At 41.1% G+C, this 16,457-nt stretch carries 13 protein-coding genes and 1 rRNA gene (1 of these 14 cut by a window edge); 6 read left to right on the top strand and 8 right to left on the bottom strand.

All coding sequences use genetic code 11. The annotated features are described in order from the left end of the window. The 8 genes from QSJ37_RS09120 to dnaA form a co-directional block, all read right to left on the bottom strand. Positions 1-123, bottom strand: a 16S ribosomal RNA gene (locus QSJ37_RS09120); it reaches 1,435 nt to the left of the window's first position. Between the two features lie 402 nt (positions 124-525). Then, on the bottom strand, positions 526-1,605 hold the full coding sequence (locus tag QSJ37_RS09125; protein ID WP_285754846.1) for an HD-GYP domain-containing protein: 1,080 nt from the start codon (positions 1,603-1,605) through the stop codon (positions 526-528). A 124-nt stretch (positions 1,606-1,729) separates the two neighbouring features. Continuing rightward, on the bottom strand, positions 1,730-4,207 hold the full coding sequence (gene gyrA, locus QSJ37_RS09130) for a DNA gyrase subunit A (protein ID WP_285754847.1): 2,478 nt from the start codon (positions 4,205-4,207) through the stop codon (positions 1,730-1,732). Positions 4,208-4,269: 62 nt separating this feature from the next. Continuing rightward, positions 4,270-6,192 (bottom strand): DNA topoisomerase (ATP-hydrolyzing) subunit B, encoded by a 1,923-nt coding sequence (gene gyrB / locus QSJ37_RS09135; protein WP_483313591.1) that lies wholly within the window; start codon positions 6,190-6,192, stop codon positions 4,270-4,272. A gap of 38 nt (positions 6,193-6,230) precedes the next feature. Further along, positions 6,231-7,355, bottom strand: a complete 1,125-nt coding sequence (recF, locus tag QSJ37_RS09140) for a DNA replication/repair protein RecF (protein ID WP_012748783.1) — start codon at positions 7,353-7,355, stop codon at positions 6,231-6,233. 11 nt (positions 7,356-7,366) lie between these two features. Next, complete coding sequence (gene yaaA / locus QSJ37_RS09145) at positions 7,367-7,588, bottom strand: S4 domain-containing protein YaaA (protein WP_285754848.1); 222 nt, start codon at positions 7,586-7,588, stop codon at positions 7,367-7,369. 102 nt (positions 7,589-7,690) lie between these two features. Next, a complete protein-coding gene (dnaN, locus tag QSJ37_RS09150) occupies positions 7,691-8,827 on the bottom strand; it encodes a DNA polymerase III subunit beta (RefSeq protein ID WP_062754547.1) in 1,137 nt (378 codons plus the stop codon). A 177-nt stretch (positions 8,828-9,004) separates the two neighbouring features. Continuing rightward, on the bottom strand, positions 9,005-10,357 hold the full coding sequence (dnaA, locus tag QSJ37_RS09155; protein ID WP_062679405.1) for a chromosomal replication initiator protein DnaA: 1,353 nt from the start codon (positions 10,355-10,357) through the stop codon (positions 9,005-9,007). 468 nt (positions 10,358-10,825) lie between these two features. Between dnaA and rpmH the strand changes: the two genes are divergently transcribed. The 6 genes from rpmH (at position 10,826) to mnmG (ending at position 16,435) form a co-directional block, all read left to right on the top strand. Further along, positions 10,826-10,960, top strand: coding sequence for a 50S ribosomal protein L34 (gene rpmH / locus QSJ37_RS09160; RefSeq protein ID WP_015865427.1), 135 nt, complete (start codon positions 10,826-10,828; stop codon positions 10,958-10,960). Between the two features lie 79 nt (positions 10,961-11,039). Then, entirely contained in the window at positions 11,040-11,390 is a 351-nt protein-coding gene (gene rnpA, locus QSJ37_RS09165) for a ribonuclease P protein component (RefSeq protein WP_015865426.1), read from the top strand. A 123-nt stretch (positions 11,391-11,513) separates the two neighbouring features. Beyond that, entirely contained in the window at positions 11,514-12,281 is a 768-nt protein-coding gene (spoIIIJ, locus tag QSJ37_RS09170; RefSeq protein ID WP_285754849.1) for a YidC family membrane integrase SpoIIIJ, read from the top strand. Continuing rightward, the gene (jag, locus tag QSJ37_RS09175) at positions 12,278-12,901 is read left to right on the top strand and encodes an RNA-binding cell elongation regulator Jag/EloR (RefSeq protein WP_285754850.1); all 624 of its coding nucleotides are present in this window, start codon (positions 12,278-12,280) and stop codon (positions 12,899-12,901) included. The genes spoIIIJ and jag overlap by 4 nt, the downstream gene beginning before the upstream one ends. A gap of 237 nt (positions 12,902-13,138) precedes the next feature. Further along, on the top strand, positions 13,139-14,524 hold the full coding sequence (gene mnmE / locus QSJ37_RS09180) for a tRNA uridine-5-carboxymethylaminomethyl(34) synthesis GTPase MnmE (RefSeq protein WP_015865423.1): 1,386 nt from the start codon (positions 13,139-13,141) through the stop codon (positions 14,522-14,524). 21 nt (positions 14,525-14,545) lie between these two features. Continuing rightward, positions 14,546-16,435: a tRNA uridine-5-carboxymethylaminomethyl(34) synthesis enzyme MnmG gene (gene mnmG / locus QSJ37_RS09185; protein WP_285754851.1), complete on the top strand. Its 1,890-nt coding sequence runs from the start codon at positions 14,546-14,548 to the stop codon at positions 16,433-16,435. Positions 16,436-16,457 lie beyond the last annotated feature (22 nt).

The raw sequence follows: 16,457 nt of genomic DNA on the forward strand, positions 1-16,457 counted from the left end.
ACGTGTTACTCACCCGTCCGCCGCTAACCGAACAGAAGCAAGCTTCCGTTCGGTCCGCTCGACTTGCATGTATTAGGCACGCCGCCAGCGTTCGTCCTGAGCCAGGATCAAACTCTCCAAAAAGAAAGTTGATTAGCTTTTAATTCGGCACTGACACCAAAGGTGTCAAGCCGCCTCCGCTTTTCTTATTGTCTAGCTTCAGCGCCTAGCTCTCTTGTGCCAAATAACCTTCCCCCTCGAAGTGCAAGCACTTCATCGGGTGAAGAACATTTGGCTTCGAGAGCTGATCGCGTCGCTTCAGCTTTTCTTATTGACGCTTGCGTTTTGTTTAGTTTTCAAGGAACTTCAAACTCTAAATGATGACAGCTATTAAATAATAACTAAAAGCAAAATAAAAGTCAACATGTTTTTTATAAACATTTATAAATTTATTTGTTTTTTCTTCAAGACAGGCTTTATTCTATCACTATTATTGCTGTTGTTCAAGAGTATTTTTCTAGAAAAAATTTTTTGCTCCATCCATCGTTAATCAATAACTTCTTCAATATGAATATCTCGATGTTCACTTAGAGAAAGAAATTCGTCTTTATCTACGATTTTGACAATTGGTCTTGTTGGCGCTTCCCGCTGCATAAAAACAATTTCCGCCATTTCACCGTTCGATAATTTGACAACTTTCCCTATATGAAAATTTATCAAACTGTCCAGTAGTATTTGTATCGCTTCCATACTCAATTTACCAAAGTGCTCGACTTGAATTTTTTCAAGTGCTTTAAAAGGCGATTGTTTTCGTCGATAAAGACGTTCGGACGTCATCGCGTGATAAACGTCAGCTACGGCTACTATTTTACTATAAGGGTGAATTTGCCGATCACGAATTCCAAACGGATAGCCCGTTCCATCATTGCGTTCATGATGCTGCAATACAGTTAGCTTTACTCCTTCTTTTAATGACGTTATTTTTCGAACCATTCGATAGCCAAACACGGTATGTCGCTTTACTTCTTCATATTCGCTAGTAGTAAGCGCAGATTTCTTCGCTAAAATTCTCTGATCAACCTTCGCCATGCCACAGTCAGATAATATACCCGCCAGCACAATTTGATAACAGTCCCCTTTACTATAATCTAATTGTTTTGCTAAAAATCCAGATAATAAACCAACACTGACAGCGTGATGGTATAAATAGTCTTCTTTTGTGGCATAACGATATAGCGTTAATAGCTCTTTTCGATTATGTACAAATCTATCGAATAAAGGGATAATAATGTCTCTTATTTCCCCTATATCGATAGGAAAGCCTGACTGCCAAGATTGAAATGCTTTTTTATATTTTTGAACCGCTTTCAGATAAAGCGATATCGGCTGCTCATTGCTAGTGTTATCGCCATCATGCTGTCCAAACAATTCAGCTGGTCTAAATGGATTGCCATTTGCCAGAACTGGTCTGACGCACACTTCCTCAATCAAAAATTTTTCCAGTACATTTAATAACGCTGGCGTCAGTACAGTATTTTTGGGCATAATTGTCTTTTTTGTTTTACCTAGTACATCTTCAGCAAGAATACATCCTTCTTGCAATTGATGAAGTTTCGCCCGGATCATTGTACTACACTCCTACTTTCGTCCTTTATTCCATAATCTTATACTAACATTGATGGTACGATAGTTGTAGTGCTTTACATAAAAAATGGCTCAAAAGGCAACACCTTTCGAGCCATTACAGCAATTAATGATTCTCTTCTTCGTCTACTTCATTTTCTTTCTCTTCTTTTGGAACTTTCGCTACGGTAGCAACATATTCATGTTCATCATCGTCGGATAAGCGAATTAATTTTACGCCTTGTGTATTTCTTCCCATTCGTGAAATGTCACTGACCGCAATACGAATAAGAATGCCTCCTGCAGTAATGAGCATTAAGTCTTCTTCACCAGTCACCGTCTTCACCGCAACAACCGAACCATTTTTCTCCGTAATGTTGCACGTTTTGAGTCCTTTTCCGCCACGGCTTTGTATACGATATTCCGAAGCCGGGGTACGCTTGCCATAGCCCTTTTTCGTAACGACTAATACATCGCAATCATCTTCTAAAATTTCCATGCCAACAACTTCATCGCCATCTTCGAGGGTAATAGCTTTAACTCCTGTTGCGCTTCGTCCCATTGTTCGTACATCGGTCTCTGGAAAACGAATGAGCATTCCGTTTTTTGTCCCGACAATAATATGTTTCGAACCGTCGGTTAACTTCGCGGAAATCAACTCATCTCCTTCACGCAAATGAATGGCGATTAGACCATTGTTACGAATATGGGCAAACGAAGATAATGGCGAGCGTTTGGCGATTCCTTGTTTTGTTGTAAAGAACAAATATAAATTATCATCAAATTCATTGTTAATAGGGATAATGGTGTTAATCCACTCGTCTTTATCAAGTTCTAAAAGATTAATGATTGGGATTCCTCTAGCGGTTCGACCAAATTCAGGAATTTCGTATCCTTTCGCCTGGTATACTTTTCCTTTATTTGTAAAGAATAAAACAGTATCATGGGTCGATGTGATCAAAAGATGTTCCACAAAGTCATCTTCGCTCGTATGCATTCCTTGGACGCCTCGTCCGCCTCGTTTTTGGCTTTTATACGTTGAAACAGGAAGACGTTTAATATAGCCTTTATGCGTGAGCGTAATGACGATGTTTTCGCGCGGAATTAAATCTTCATCGTCAAATTCTTCGATTCCTCCAATGACGATTTCTGTTCTCCGCTCATCGTTAAACCGCTCTTTAATTTCCGTTAATTCATCGCGAATAATTTGTAAAACTTTCTCTTCATCGGCTAAAATTGCTTTTAATTCGGCAATTAAGCGAATAAGATCTTGATATTCTTGTTCGATTTTTTCTCTTTCCAATCCTGTCAATCGTTGCAAGCGCATGTCTAAAATCGCCTGTGCCTGTCTTTCGCTGAGCGAAAATTGCTGCATAAGTCCTTCTCTAGCGATTTCTGTCGTTTGCGAGCTGCGGATTAAGTTAATCACTTCATCGAGATGATCAAGAGCAATACGCAATCCTTCTAAAATATGGGCACGCGCCTCCGCTTTTTTCAATTCATATGCCGTGCGGCGGCGAATGACGGTTTTTTGATGATCTAAATAATGCTGCAAGCATTCTTTTAAGTTTAATACTTTCGGCTGGCCGTCAACAAGCGCGAGCATGTTAATACCAAAGCTCGTTTGCAGTGCCGTATGTTTGTATAAATTGTTTAATATTACTTTCGAGTTCGCGTCTCTTCGCACTTCGATGACAATTCGCATTCCGCTGCGGTCCGATTCATCGCGCAAATCAGTAATGCCGTCAATTTTCTTTTCACGGACAAGCTCGGCAATGCGTTCAATTAATTTTGCCTTGTTGACTTGATAAGGGAGCTCGCGGACAATGATCATTTCTTTCCCGTTTGATTGTTGTTCAATCTCGACTTTGGCGCGCAATGTAATCGAACCTCGGCCTGTTTCATACGCTTTGCGGATGCCGCTGCGTCCAATGATTTGCCCTGCTGTTGGAAAATCCGGTCCTGGAATATATTCCATTAAATCCGCTACAGTCATATCAGGATTTTTACTTAACGCCAAAATCGCGTCGACCACCTCGCCGAGCTGATGCGGCGGGATGTTCGTGGCCATCCCGACAGCGATCCCTGACGAACCGTTTACTAGTAAATTTGGGAAGCGCGACGGCAATACGACAGGCTCTTTTTCCGAACCATCATAGTTATCTTGATAATCAATTGTATCTTTGTTAATGTCACGCAGCATTTCCATCGCGATTTTGGACATGCGCGCTTCCGTGTAACGCATCGCTGCAGCCGCATCGCCGTCAATGGAACCAAAGTTTCCATGACCATCTACAAGCACATAACGATAGTTAAAATCTTGTGCCATGCGAACCATCGTATCATACACCGCTGCGTCACCGTGAGGGTGATATTTACCGATGACTTCACCGACGATGCGGGCAGATTTTTTATAAGGCTTGTCCGCGGTCATTCCGAGGTCATGCATTGCATATAAAATACGGCGGTGCACCGGTTTTAACCCATCGCGTACATCAGGTAATGCGCGCGATACGATGACGCTCATCGCATAGTCAAGAAACGAAGAGCGCATCTCTTGGCTAATATTGACTTCGCGGATGCGCGGATTTTGATTTTCTGACATTCATAAAAACCTCCCTTATAAAAAATTTTCGGCGGGGAGGGTGATTGCTCAACACTCTCCGATTAAATGTCTAAGTTTTTCACATATCGCGCATTTTCTTCAATAAACTGCCTTCTCGGTTCTACTTTGTCTCCCATTAAAATCTCGAATGTTTCGTCTGCTTCAATCGCATCTTGCAAACTAACTTGAAGAAGCGTTCTTGTCTCTGGATTCATCGTTGTTTCCCATAATTGTTCCGGATTCATTTCTCCAAGACCTTTATAACGTTGAATCGTCGGTTTCGGATTTTCCGGCAATTCCGCAAGAATTTTTTCAAGCTGCCGATCATTATACGCGTATTTTACCTGCTTGCCTTGTTCAATCTTATAAAGCGGAGGCTGGGCGATGTATACATATCCCCGCTCGATAAATTCGCGCATATAACGATAAAAGAAAGTAAGCAATAATGTGCGGATATGTGCCCCATCGACATCAGCATCTGTCATAATAATGATTTTATGGTAACGCGCTTTCGTAATATCAAAATCTTCACCAATTCCCGTACCTAACGCAGTGATGATGGCGCGAACTTCATTGTTCGATAAAATTTTGTCAAGCCGCGCTTTTTCGACATTGATAATTTTCCCGCGCAACGGCAAAATCGCTTGAAAATGGCGGTCTCTCCCTTGCTTTGCCGAACCGCCGGCAGAGTCTCCTTCGACCACATACAATTCACTGATAGAAGGGTCTTTCGAGGAACAATCCGCTAGTTTCCCAGGCAAGTTAGAAATTTCAAGAGCGCTTTTTCGTCTTGTAAGCTCACGCGCTTTTTTCGCCGCTAACCGTGCCCGCGCCGCCATCATGCCTTTTTCGACAATTTTTCTTGCTATCGTTGGATTTTCTAATAAAAATGTTTCAAATTGTTCCGAGAAAATTGCATCGGTAACCGCCCGTGCATCACTGTTTCCAAGTTTTGTTTTTGTTTGTCCTTCAAACTGCGGGGACGGATGTTTAATCGAAACGATCGCTGTCAATCCTTCGCGAACATCTTCTCCGGTTAAATTAGGGTCATTATCTTTCAAAATTTGATGTTTGCGTGCGTAATCGTTAATAATGCGCGTCAATGCTGTTTTAAAACCGGATTCGTGCGTTCCGCCTTCATGTGTGTGAATGTTGTTAACAAAAGAATAAATATTGCTACTATAACTATCGTTATATTGGAGAGCAATTTCCACATAAATACCATCGCGCTCACCAATGATATAAATCGGTTCCTCATGAAGCACTTCACGCGTCCGGTTTAAATGTTTAACGTAAGATTTAATACCGCCTTCGTAATGATATTCGTTTTTCCGATTTTCTACTCGCTTATCTTCAAGCGTAATTTTAAGGCCTCGATTTAGGAAAGCAAGCTCACGAAGACGGGTTGCTAACGTTTCATAATCAAATTCTGTCGTTTCCGTAAAAATTTCCGGATCAGGCTTAAAACGAACGGTGGTACCTGTCCGATCCGTTTCTCCAATCACTTCTAAATCCGTACAAGGTACGCCGCGTTGATATTTTTGATAATGGATTTTCCCGTCCCTGTGTACATATACTTCCAATTCTTCGGATAGAGCGTTAACGACAGAAGCGCCGACGCCATGAAGTCCGCCCGACACTTTATAACCGCCGCCGCCAAACTTTCCTCCTGCATGAAGCACGGTCATAATGACTTCGACAGCAGGGCGCCCCATTTTCTCTTGAATATCAACAGGAATGCCACGACCGTTATCCGTAACAGTAATGCTATTATCTTTTTCAATCGTAACGTTAATTTCTGTACAGTAACCAGCTAAAGCTTCATCGATGCTATTATCTACAATCTCCCATACGAGATGATGCAGCCCTTTTGGACCCGTGGAACCAATATACATCCCCGGCCGTTTACGGACTGCTTCCAGCCCTTCTAATACTTGAATTTGGCTCGCATCATACGTATGTTCGACTTTTTGTTCCATTGTCATGCGAATCACCTACGCTTTCTTTCCAAACGTTCAAAAGATTAATCACAAAGAGGGGCGGTAATGTGACCGGAATGGACTTTGTAAATTGCTGCTTCCTTGATGATGTCATGTTCGATTCCTTCAATGCTTGTTGTCGTCACAAACGTTTGCACTTTTTTCCGAATTGTATCAAGAAGGTGGGTTTGCCGAAAGTCATCTAGTTCAGATAGCACATCATCAAGTAAAAGAATGGGGTAATCACCAATTTCGGAAAAAATCAATTCGATTTCTGCCAACTTGATGGATAATGCTGTTGTGCGTTGTTGCCCTTGAGAACCAAATATTTGGACATCTTTTCCGTTCACGCTAAATGCAATATCATCACGATGCGGACCAGCAAGCGTCATTCCTCGCTGGATTTCTCTTTCTTTTATTGTAGCAAACTTTTCACTATATGCTTCTATTATTCTAGACAATTCTATCTTTTCTGATACATCAACAGAAGGTCGATATTGAATTTGTAATGTTTCTAATCCGCGGCTAATTTCGTGATGAATTGGCGCCGCCCATTTTTGCAGCAAAAGCAAAAATTCATACCGCTTTAGCGTGATTTTAGCTGCCAGCGGAATGAGCTGTTCTGTTAAGATATCTAGTACTGTTTCATCTTGCTGCTCGCGCGTTTGCAACATTTTTAAATAATGGTTTCGCTGCTGCAAAAGCTTTTGGTATTGGCTCAAATCATGTATATAAACAGGGGATACTTGCCCAATTTCCATATCGACAAAACGCCGTCTCACTTGCGGGCTTCCTTTTACTAAATTTAAATCTTCCGGGGCAAACATCACGATATTCAAATGACCAACATATTGACTTAATCGCTGCTGTTCAATATGGTTGCATTTCGCTTTTTTTCCTTTTTTTGAAATAATAAGTTCAAGCGATAGCGCCCCATTTTTTTTCATTGCCTTTCCTTCTATTTTAGCATAGTCTTCGTCCCAGCGAATGAGATCTTTGTCGTTTGTTGTCCTGTGCGACTTCGCCATCGCCAATACATAGATGGCCTCCATCATGTTTGTTTTCCCTTGAGCATTCTCCCCTAAAATAATATTTACGTTATTGGCAAATTCTATCGTTTCACTCTCGTAATTACGATAATTTTTTAGCGATAAATGTGTTAAAAACAACGGCCCTTCACCTACTCTGCCCTTGTTACAATAAACGTTCCGAGTCCTTTGACTTCGACTATATCCCCATTTTTTAATTTCCGTCCACGCCGATTTTCTCTTTCTCCGTTGACAAGCACTTCATTCGTTTGCAGAAACCATTTCACAGCACCGCCTGTCCCAACGGCTTGAATGAGTTTTAGCAATTGACCAAGCGTAATCGTTTCTGTCGTAATCGTTACTCTTTTCTCCATTCATCATCGCTCGCTTTCTAAAAACTGCCCATCTCTTTATTTTAACGAAAAAATAAAATATTAGCAAAGAAAGCTGCTAGAACTTAGCAGCTTTCATAAACATTAATACGTTCTTACTGGTAAAATAAGCTGAAGCATGGAGTCGCTATGGAGAGGACGAAGTAAAAATGGACGCATTGCACCAGTAAAGCTAATTTGAATGTCGGTGCCATCAAGCGCTTTTAGCGCATCCATCATATATTTTGCGCTAAAGGAGATCTTTAATTCCTCTCCTTCGATCGATTCGCTTTGAATTTCTTCCGTTACTTTTCCGATTTCCGGAGAAATAGAAGAAATTTCAATAATGCCGTCATTTAGCGTTGTCAGTTTCACAACATTGTTTCTTCCTTCTCTTGCTAATAAAGATGCGCGGTCAATAGCTTGTAAAAACTCTTTTGCGTTAACGATAATATCGGTTTTGCTATCTGTTGGAATAAGCCGGGTAGTTTCTGGATAATTTCCATCAAGCAATCGAGAGAAAAACAATAAATGTTTTGTTTTAAATAAAATTTGATTCGCCGTGATGACAATATCAACCGGGTCGTTGCTATCATCTAAGATTTTGCTCAATTCATTTAAACTTTTTCCCGGAATGACGACGTTATACGATTGCTGGTTTTCCGTTTCTATTTTCGCTTTTCGTAATGCAAGACGATGGCTATCTGTTGCAGTACAGATTAATTCCCCATTTTCGATTCTCCAATTTACACCTGTCAAGATCGGTCTTGTCTCTGAAGTAGAAACAGCAAATACTGTTTGACGAATGATTGTTTTTAACAAGTCAGTAGGAATTTTAAAAACATTTTCTTCCTCAATTTGTGGAAGTCTTGGATACTCTTCCGCGTCAAGCCCGTTTAAACTGAACTCCGCTTTTCCGGAACGGATCACCGTTAAAAAATTAGGCTGTACTTCAATTTCAATCGTATTTTCTGGTAGTTTTTTTACGATTTCTGAAAAAAAGCGAGCTTGCAGCACAATACTTCCGGTTTCTACTACTTCGACAAGCACTTTGTCTTCTTCTTCCGTAGGAATAAAAGATTCAATCGAAATGTCGGAATCGCTTCCTGTTAATGTTACTCCTTGTGAAGTTGCCGCAATTTTAATTCCAGTCAAAATCGGAATCGTCGTACGGGGGGACACAGCTTTCATAACATCTTGAACACTTTGAACTAGCGCTTCTCGATCAATTTTGATTTTCATCACGTAAGGCCTCCTACAATGATTAGGGAAATAAATTATTTTTTTATAATAAAATAAAAAAGAATAAAATCGTAATACTAGTAATAATGCTTGTTGAAATGTGGATAAGTAAAAAAAGTAAAGGAAACACAGTCTGTCCACATGTGGATAGACTGTGTGTAACCATTCGCTAGTTATTCACAATTGTTTTAATTTCTCTTCAATCTCTTTTATATGTTTTTGCAGCTGGGCATCTGTTTGGAGAAGCTTAGAAATTTTTTCATGAGCATGAATGACCGTCGTATGGTCACGGCCTCCAAATTCATCTCCAATTTTCGGCAATGAACAATCGGTAAGTTCTCGCGAAAGGTACATAGCGATTTGGCGCGGAAAAGCGACAGATTTCGTTCTTTTCTTAGCTTTAAAATCTTCTAGTTTAATATTGAAATGCTGGCCGACGACGCGCTGAATATCTTGAATGGTAATAACTTTTGGTTTTGTACTCGGAATAATATCTTTTAACGCCTCTGCCGCTAAATCAGCAGTAATTTCTTTATTGATCAGTGATGAGTAAGCTACAACGCGTATGAGGGCTCCTTCCAGCTCGCGAATGTTAGAGTCAATTTGATTAGCGATATACAGCATCACTTCATTCGGAATATCAAATCCTTCCGCTTTTGCTTTCTTTCTGAGGATAGCGATCCTCGTTTCTAAATCGGGAGGAGTGATATCCGTAATAAGCCCCCATTCAAACCGTGAGCGAAGACGGTCTTCCAATGTCGGAATCTCTTTTGGCGGTCGATCGCTGGAGATAACGATTTGTTTACTTTCTTCATGCAATGTATTAAACGTATGGAAAAATTCCTCTTGAGTTTGTTCTTTTCCCGCTAAAAACTGAATATCATCAATTAATAGGACATCAACGTTCCGATATTTGTTGCGAAAATCGTCGGGACGATTGTCACGAATCGCGTTGATAAACTCGTTTGTAAATTTTTCTGATGATAAATACACTACTTTCGCGGACGGATTATGTTCAATGACGTAATGGCCGATCGCGTGCATTAAATGCGTTTTACCTAAGCCAACCCCGCCGTAAATAAATAGCGGATTATATGCTTTCGCCGGCGCTTCTGCCACCGCTAAAGAAGCTGCATGGGCAAAACGATTGCCGGAACCGATGACAAACGTGTCGAACGTATATTTTGGATTCAGCATGCTTTGCGGAAAATCCGTTGATTCCTCGTATGACTTTCGGTGCTTTTTCGAAGATCGCTGAAATTCAAAATCATCTTCGGATTGATTAGGAGGAGTAATGAACTTGATCAACAGTTCTTCTCCAGTGATGTCGTAAATGGTTTCAGCAATCAAGCGAGAGTAGCGGGAATCAAGCCAGTCTCTTGCAAACTCGTTTGGGGCTATGATGACAAGCGTGTCACCTCGTAAAGAGTGGGCTTTTGTTGATTTTAACCAAGTTTCAAAGCTTGGCTTGCTAATTTTCTTTTCGATTTCCCCGAGCACACGATTCCATAAATCATGGATGTTTTCCACCCGTTGCCCCCTCCTTTGAGTCGTTTAAAAAAAGAATCTGTGGAAACAACATAATAATAAGGAAAAAAGATGGTATTTCGACAAAATCCACTACATGTGGATAACTTTATAAACAAGTTGTGAAAAAACATATCCACAATATATCCACAAAATGTGGATAAATTTTTTTATTCACACAATTATCCATAATGAAAACACAATAATAATAGCAAATAAACTAGCATGTTGCAATGGATTTTTAAAATTATCCACAAAAGAAAGGCGTTGTGAAAAAATAATTATCCACATAGGTAAAAGATGTGAAAAAATTGTCGATAAATTATGTGGATATGTAAGATGGTGTCTAAAAAAATTATCCACAACCTCGTGAACGAGAGAAAAATCCTGGAGCGGTTGACATTTTGCTAGATTGTTCAATATAATTAGAAAGACTGCCCGTAACAGTTATTCCTCAGGGAGGTGTCATAGATGAAACGGACATACCAACCAAATAAACGGAAGCGCAGCAAAGTTCATGGGTTCCGTGCGCGCATGAGTACGAGAAACGGCAGAAAAGTGCTTGCGCGTCGTCGTCGTAAAGGAAGAAAAGTATTATCCGCATAGGCCACTGAAACTTCAGTGGTCTTTTTTCTCAAGAGGATAGTGATTATAGAAACTGAAAAAGGTGGAGTGTTTCCGCACGATGAAGAAAAAGTATCGCATAAAGAAAAACAAAGAATTTCAAGAAGTGTTCCAGCGCGGTACATCGATGGCGAATCGACAGTTTGTTATTTATATGCTTGACCGTCCTGAACAACCGTATTTCCGGATCGGTTTATCAGTGAGTAAAAAACTTGGGAAGGCGGTTGTAAGAAATCGAATTAAACGTTACATTCGACAAGTTTTTTTGGAGATGAAAGACGATATTATGCCTCAAAAAGATTATGTGATTATTGCTAGGCTCCCAGTTGCAGAAATGACATATTTTGAGGTGAAGAAAAGCTTGCTGCATGTATTGCGCAAGGCGGGCGCGCTGAAAAGAGATATAAAATAAGGCATCTATTTTACTCCCGATGCTACGGTTTCTCGCTGAAAAAAGAGCGCCCACTTTGTTTGAAATGATGCTAAAATACATATTTAGGGTAATGTGAATTTGTTGGTTAGGAGGAAAAAGATAGTGAAGAGGCGAATTTGGTTAACGGTTGGGTTAATGGCATTGCTTGCACTCATATCGGGCTGTACGCAAATTAACGAACCAATTACGCCGGAGAGCAAAGGTTTTTGGAATGAGTATATCGTTTACCCGCTCTCTTGGCTAATTAAATATGTCGCTAATGCTTTAGGCGGAAACTTTGGATTGTCGATTGTTATTGTAACCATCTTCATCCGTTTGCTTATTTTACCGTTAATGATCCAGCAAACAAAAAATGCGAAAGCGATGCAAGCGCTACAACCGGAAATACAAAAGCTTCGGGAAAAATATAGCTCTAAAGATATGCAAACACAACAAAAGCTCCAGCAAGAAATGATGTTGTTGTTTCAAAAGCACGGTGTAAATCCGATGGCAGGTTGTTTCCCAATTCTTATTCAAATGCCGATTTTAATTGGATTTTATCATGCCATTATGCGTACGAGAGAAATTGCAGAACATAACTTTTTATGGTTTGATCTCGGTGAAAAAGACCCATATTATATTTTACCGATTGTCGCAGGGATTACGACATTTATCCAACAAAAAATAATGATGGCTGGCGCTGGACAACAAAATCCGCAAATGGCAATGATGCTTTGGATGATGCCGATTATGATCGTGATTTTCGCAATTAATTTCCCAGCTGCTTTATCGCTTTATTGGGTAGTCGGGAATATTTTCTCTATTGTGCAAACGTACTTCATTAAAGGGCCGAATGTGGACTCTGCTCATTCAGGAGGAAAGAAAAAGTGAAAGAAGTAACCGCGACCGCCGCAACCGTAGATGAAGCTGTGCAGTTAGCGCTGCAACAGCTCGGTGTTTCGAGGGATCGTGCAGAAATTACGGTGTTGGATAAAGGAAGAAAAGGGCTGTTTGGGATTTTTGGAAGCAGACCTGCAGTGGTAAAAGCAAAACTTATGATAGATCCAGTAGAAGAAGCAGAGTTATTTTTAAAAAATGTTGTAAAACAGATGGGAGTAACAGCAGCAAAAATAGAGAAGCAACAAGATGGCAAGCGGGTAACATTCATGATCACAGGAGAACAAGTAGGTTTATTGATCGGAAAACATGGACAAACATTAAATTCATTGCAATTATTGACTCAACTTGTCGCAAACCGCTACGCAAAAGAATATGTTTCCATTATCGTCGATGCGGAAAATTATCGGGAGAGAAGAGAAAAAACGCTGATTCAGCTGGCGCGGAAGTTGGCGGAAAAAGCGATAAAAACTGGAAAAGAAGTAAAGTTGGAGCCGCTTCCAGCGCATGAACGAAAAATTATTCATAATGCATTAGCGAACTATAAAAACGTAACTACCTATTCGGTTGGAGAAGAACCACATCGTTATGTTGTAGTATCTCCAATCATGTAAATCCACATTGATGAAAAGGGGGCTATCTCTGAAACAAGCGAGGCAGCCTCTTTTTCTTCTTTTTTTGTTTACATTTTTTAGGTTTAAGGATGAGCACTTCATGTTGTTATTCACATGTGGATAAGTTAAAATTGAAATGATTAACGAAAAAAATGTGGATAGATCGTTATTGACAACGGTAGTTGTCTAACATATAGATAGATTGGCTTTTTGTCAGCAAAAAGAGGTGAGGAATTGATGGAATTTGATACGATTGCTGCGATCTCCACGCCGATGGGAGAGGGAGCAATCGCGATTGTCAGACTGAGCGGCGACGAAGCGATTGCGATCGCTGACCGCATTTTTCAAAGTCCAAGCGGAAAACGTCTTAAAGACGTTCCGTCACATACGATTCATTACGGTCATATTGTGGATCCAAAAAGCGGCCAGACGGTCGAAGAGGTAATGGTATCAGTGATGCGAGCGCCAAAGACGTTTACAAGGGAAGATGTTGTTGAAATTAATTGCCACGGCGGTTTAGTATCGGTTAATCGTGTGCTGCAGCTCGTATTAACCAATGGGGCGCGGCTTGCTGAGCCAGGAGAATTTACAAAACGCGCATTTTTAAACGGACGGATTGACTTATCTCAAGCGGAAGCGGTCATTGATTTGATTCGGGCGAAAACGGACCGAGCGATGAACGTGGCGCTGCAGCAAATGGAAGGACGCTTATCAAAATTAATTCGTGAACTGCGGCAGACGATTTTAGAAACACTTGCCCATGTGGAAGTGAATATTGATTATCCGGAATATGATGATGTGGAAGAGATGACGCCGCATCTGTTAATGGAGAAGGCGCAATACGTGCGGGAGCAAATTGAAAAATTGCTGCAAACCGCGCAACAAGGCAAAATTCTGCGCGAAGGTTTGGCAACGGTCATTATAGGAAGGCCGAATGTCGGGAAATCATCGTTATTAAATGCGCTTGTGCACGAAAATAAGGCGATTGTAACGGATATTCCTGGAACGACGCGCGACGTGATCGAAGAGTACGTGAATGTCCGCGGTGTCCCACTTCGGTTAATCGATACGGCGGGAATTCGCGAAACGGAAGATGTCGTCGAGCGAATTGGTGTAGAACGTTCGCGACAAATGTTGAAGGAAGCCGATTTAATTTTGCTTGTGTTAAATTATCATGAGCCGCTGACAGAAGAAGATGAAAAGCTTTTTGAAATGGTAAAAGGGATGGATTTCATTGTTATCGTTAATAAAACAGATTTACCAAAAAATATCGATATGGATCGGGTCAAACAATTAGCGGACGGCCGCCCGATCATTACGACATCTCTATTGCAAGAAAAAGGGATTGAAGATTTGGAAACGGCCATTTCTGAAATGTTTTTCAGCGGCTCTGTTGAAGCAGGTGATCTTACGTATGTTTCGAATTCGCGTCATATCGCCTTGCTTCATCAAGCCAAAAAGGCGATAGAGGATGCGATTTCTGGAATTGAATCGGGAATGCCGGTCGATCTTGTACAAATCGATTTAACAAAAGCATGGGAGCTTCTTGGAGAAATTATTGGGGATACGGTGCACGAAAGCTTAATTGATCAACTGTTTTCACAATTTTGTTTAGGAAAATAACGAAGGAGGTACGTAAGCTGTATGGACTATCATGGAGGTTCATATGACGTCATTGTCGTTGGCGCCGGCCATGCTGGATGCGAAGCGGCGTTAGCGGCAGCGCGCATTGGTGCGAAAACGTTAGTGATTACATTAAACCTTGATATGATCGCATTTATGCCATGCAATCCATCGATCGGCGGTCCAGCAAAAGGAATTGTTGTTCGTGAAATCGATGCGTTAGGCGGGGAAATGGCAAAAAATATTGATAAAACGTACATCCAAATGCGGATGCTCAACACTGGAAAAGGTCCAGCGGTGCGGGCATTGCGAGCGCAAGCAGACAAAGTGTTATATCAACGCGAAATGAAAAAAACGCTTGAAAATCAAGAAAATCTTACATTATTGCAAGGAAAAGTGGAACGTTTGATCGTGGAAGACGGCGTGTGCAAAGGGGTTGTTACCCAGACGGGAGCACATTATTATGCAAAAACGGTTGTTATTACGACAGGGACATTTTTGCGCGGAGAAATTATTATTGGAGACATTAAGTATTCCAGCGGACCGAACAATCAACAGCCATCGATTAAGTTGTCCGAGCATTTAGAAGAGCTTGGTTTTAAGCTTGTCCGCTTTAAAACAGGAACACCGCCGCGCGTCAACAGCCGCACGATTGATTATAGCAAAACGGAAATTCAGCCAGGTGACGATGTTCCGCGGGCGTTTTCGTATGAAACGACGGAATATATTACCGACCAATTGCCATGCTGGCTTACGTATACAACGCCAGAGACACATCGGATTATCGACGAAAACTTACATTTATCGCCAATGTATTCCGGAATGATCAAAGGAACGGGTCCGCGTTATTGCCCATCGATTGAAGATAAAATCGTGCGTTTCCATGATAAACCGCGCCACCAAATCTTTTTGGAACCAGAAGGACGCGAAACGGAAGAAGTATATGTGCAAGGATTGTCGACAAGCTTGCCGGAGCATATTCAACGGCAGCTGCTTACGACGATTCCTGGTCTTGAAAAGGCGCAATTAATGCGGGCGGGCTATGCGATTGAATATGACGCAATCGTTCCAACTCAATTGTGGCCAACGTTGGAAACAAAACTAGTGAAAAACTTGTATACAGCTGGACAAATTAACGGAACGTCCGGATATGAGGAAGCGGCGGGACAAGGAATTATCGCTGGCATTAACGCAGCCCATCGGGCGCTTGGAAAAGAAGAAATTATTTTAAGCCGTTCGGATGCTTATATTGGCGTGTTGATTGACGATCTTGTCACAAAGGGAACGAATGAACCATATCGATTGTTGACATCCCGTGCGGAATATCGCCTGTTGCTTCGCCATGACAATGCTGATTTGCGTCTGACCGAGCTTGGGTATAAAATCGGCCTTATTTCTGAGGAACGTTATCAAAAATTTTTGGCGAAAAAAGAAGCGATTGAAAGAGAGAAAAAACGGCTAAAATCCTATATCATCAAACCAACTAAAGAAGTACAAGAAGTGATTCGCCAAGCAGGCGGAAGCGAGTTAAAAGACGGCATTCGCGCTGCGGACTTGTTGCGTCGTCCGGAAATGACATATGAACATATTAAACAGCTTGCTCCGGCGGAAGAAGAGATTTCACCGGAAGTGGCGGAACAAGTAGAAATTCAAATTAAATACGAAGGATATATTCAAAAATCGTTGCAACAAGTCGAACGACTCAAAAAAATGGAGAATAAAAAGATCCCAGAAGATATCGATTATGATGCCATTCACGGCTTAGCAACAGAAGCGCGTCAAAAACTAAAACAAGTGCGACCATTGTCGATTGCGCAAGCTTCGCGCATCTCAGGGGTAAACCCTGCAGATATTTCGATATTATTAGTGTATTTAGAACAAGGAAGAATCGCACGAGTGTCGAATGAATAAAAATTAGGGAAAGGATTGGCGT

Origin of the sequence: Parageobacillus sp. G301 (assembly GCF_030268025.1) — a bacterium.
Lineage (GTDB): Bacteria > Bacillota > Bacilli > Bacillales > Anoxybacillaceae > Parageobacillus_B > Parageobacillus_B toebii.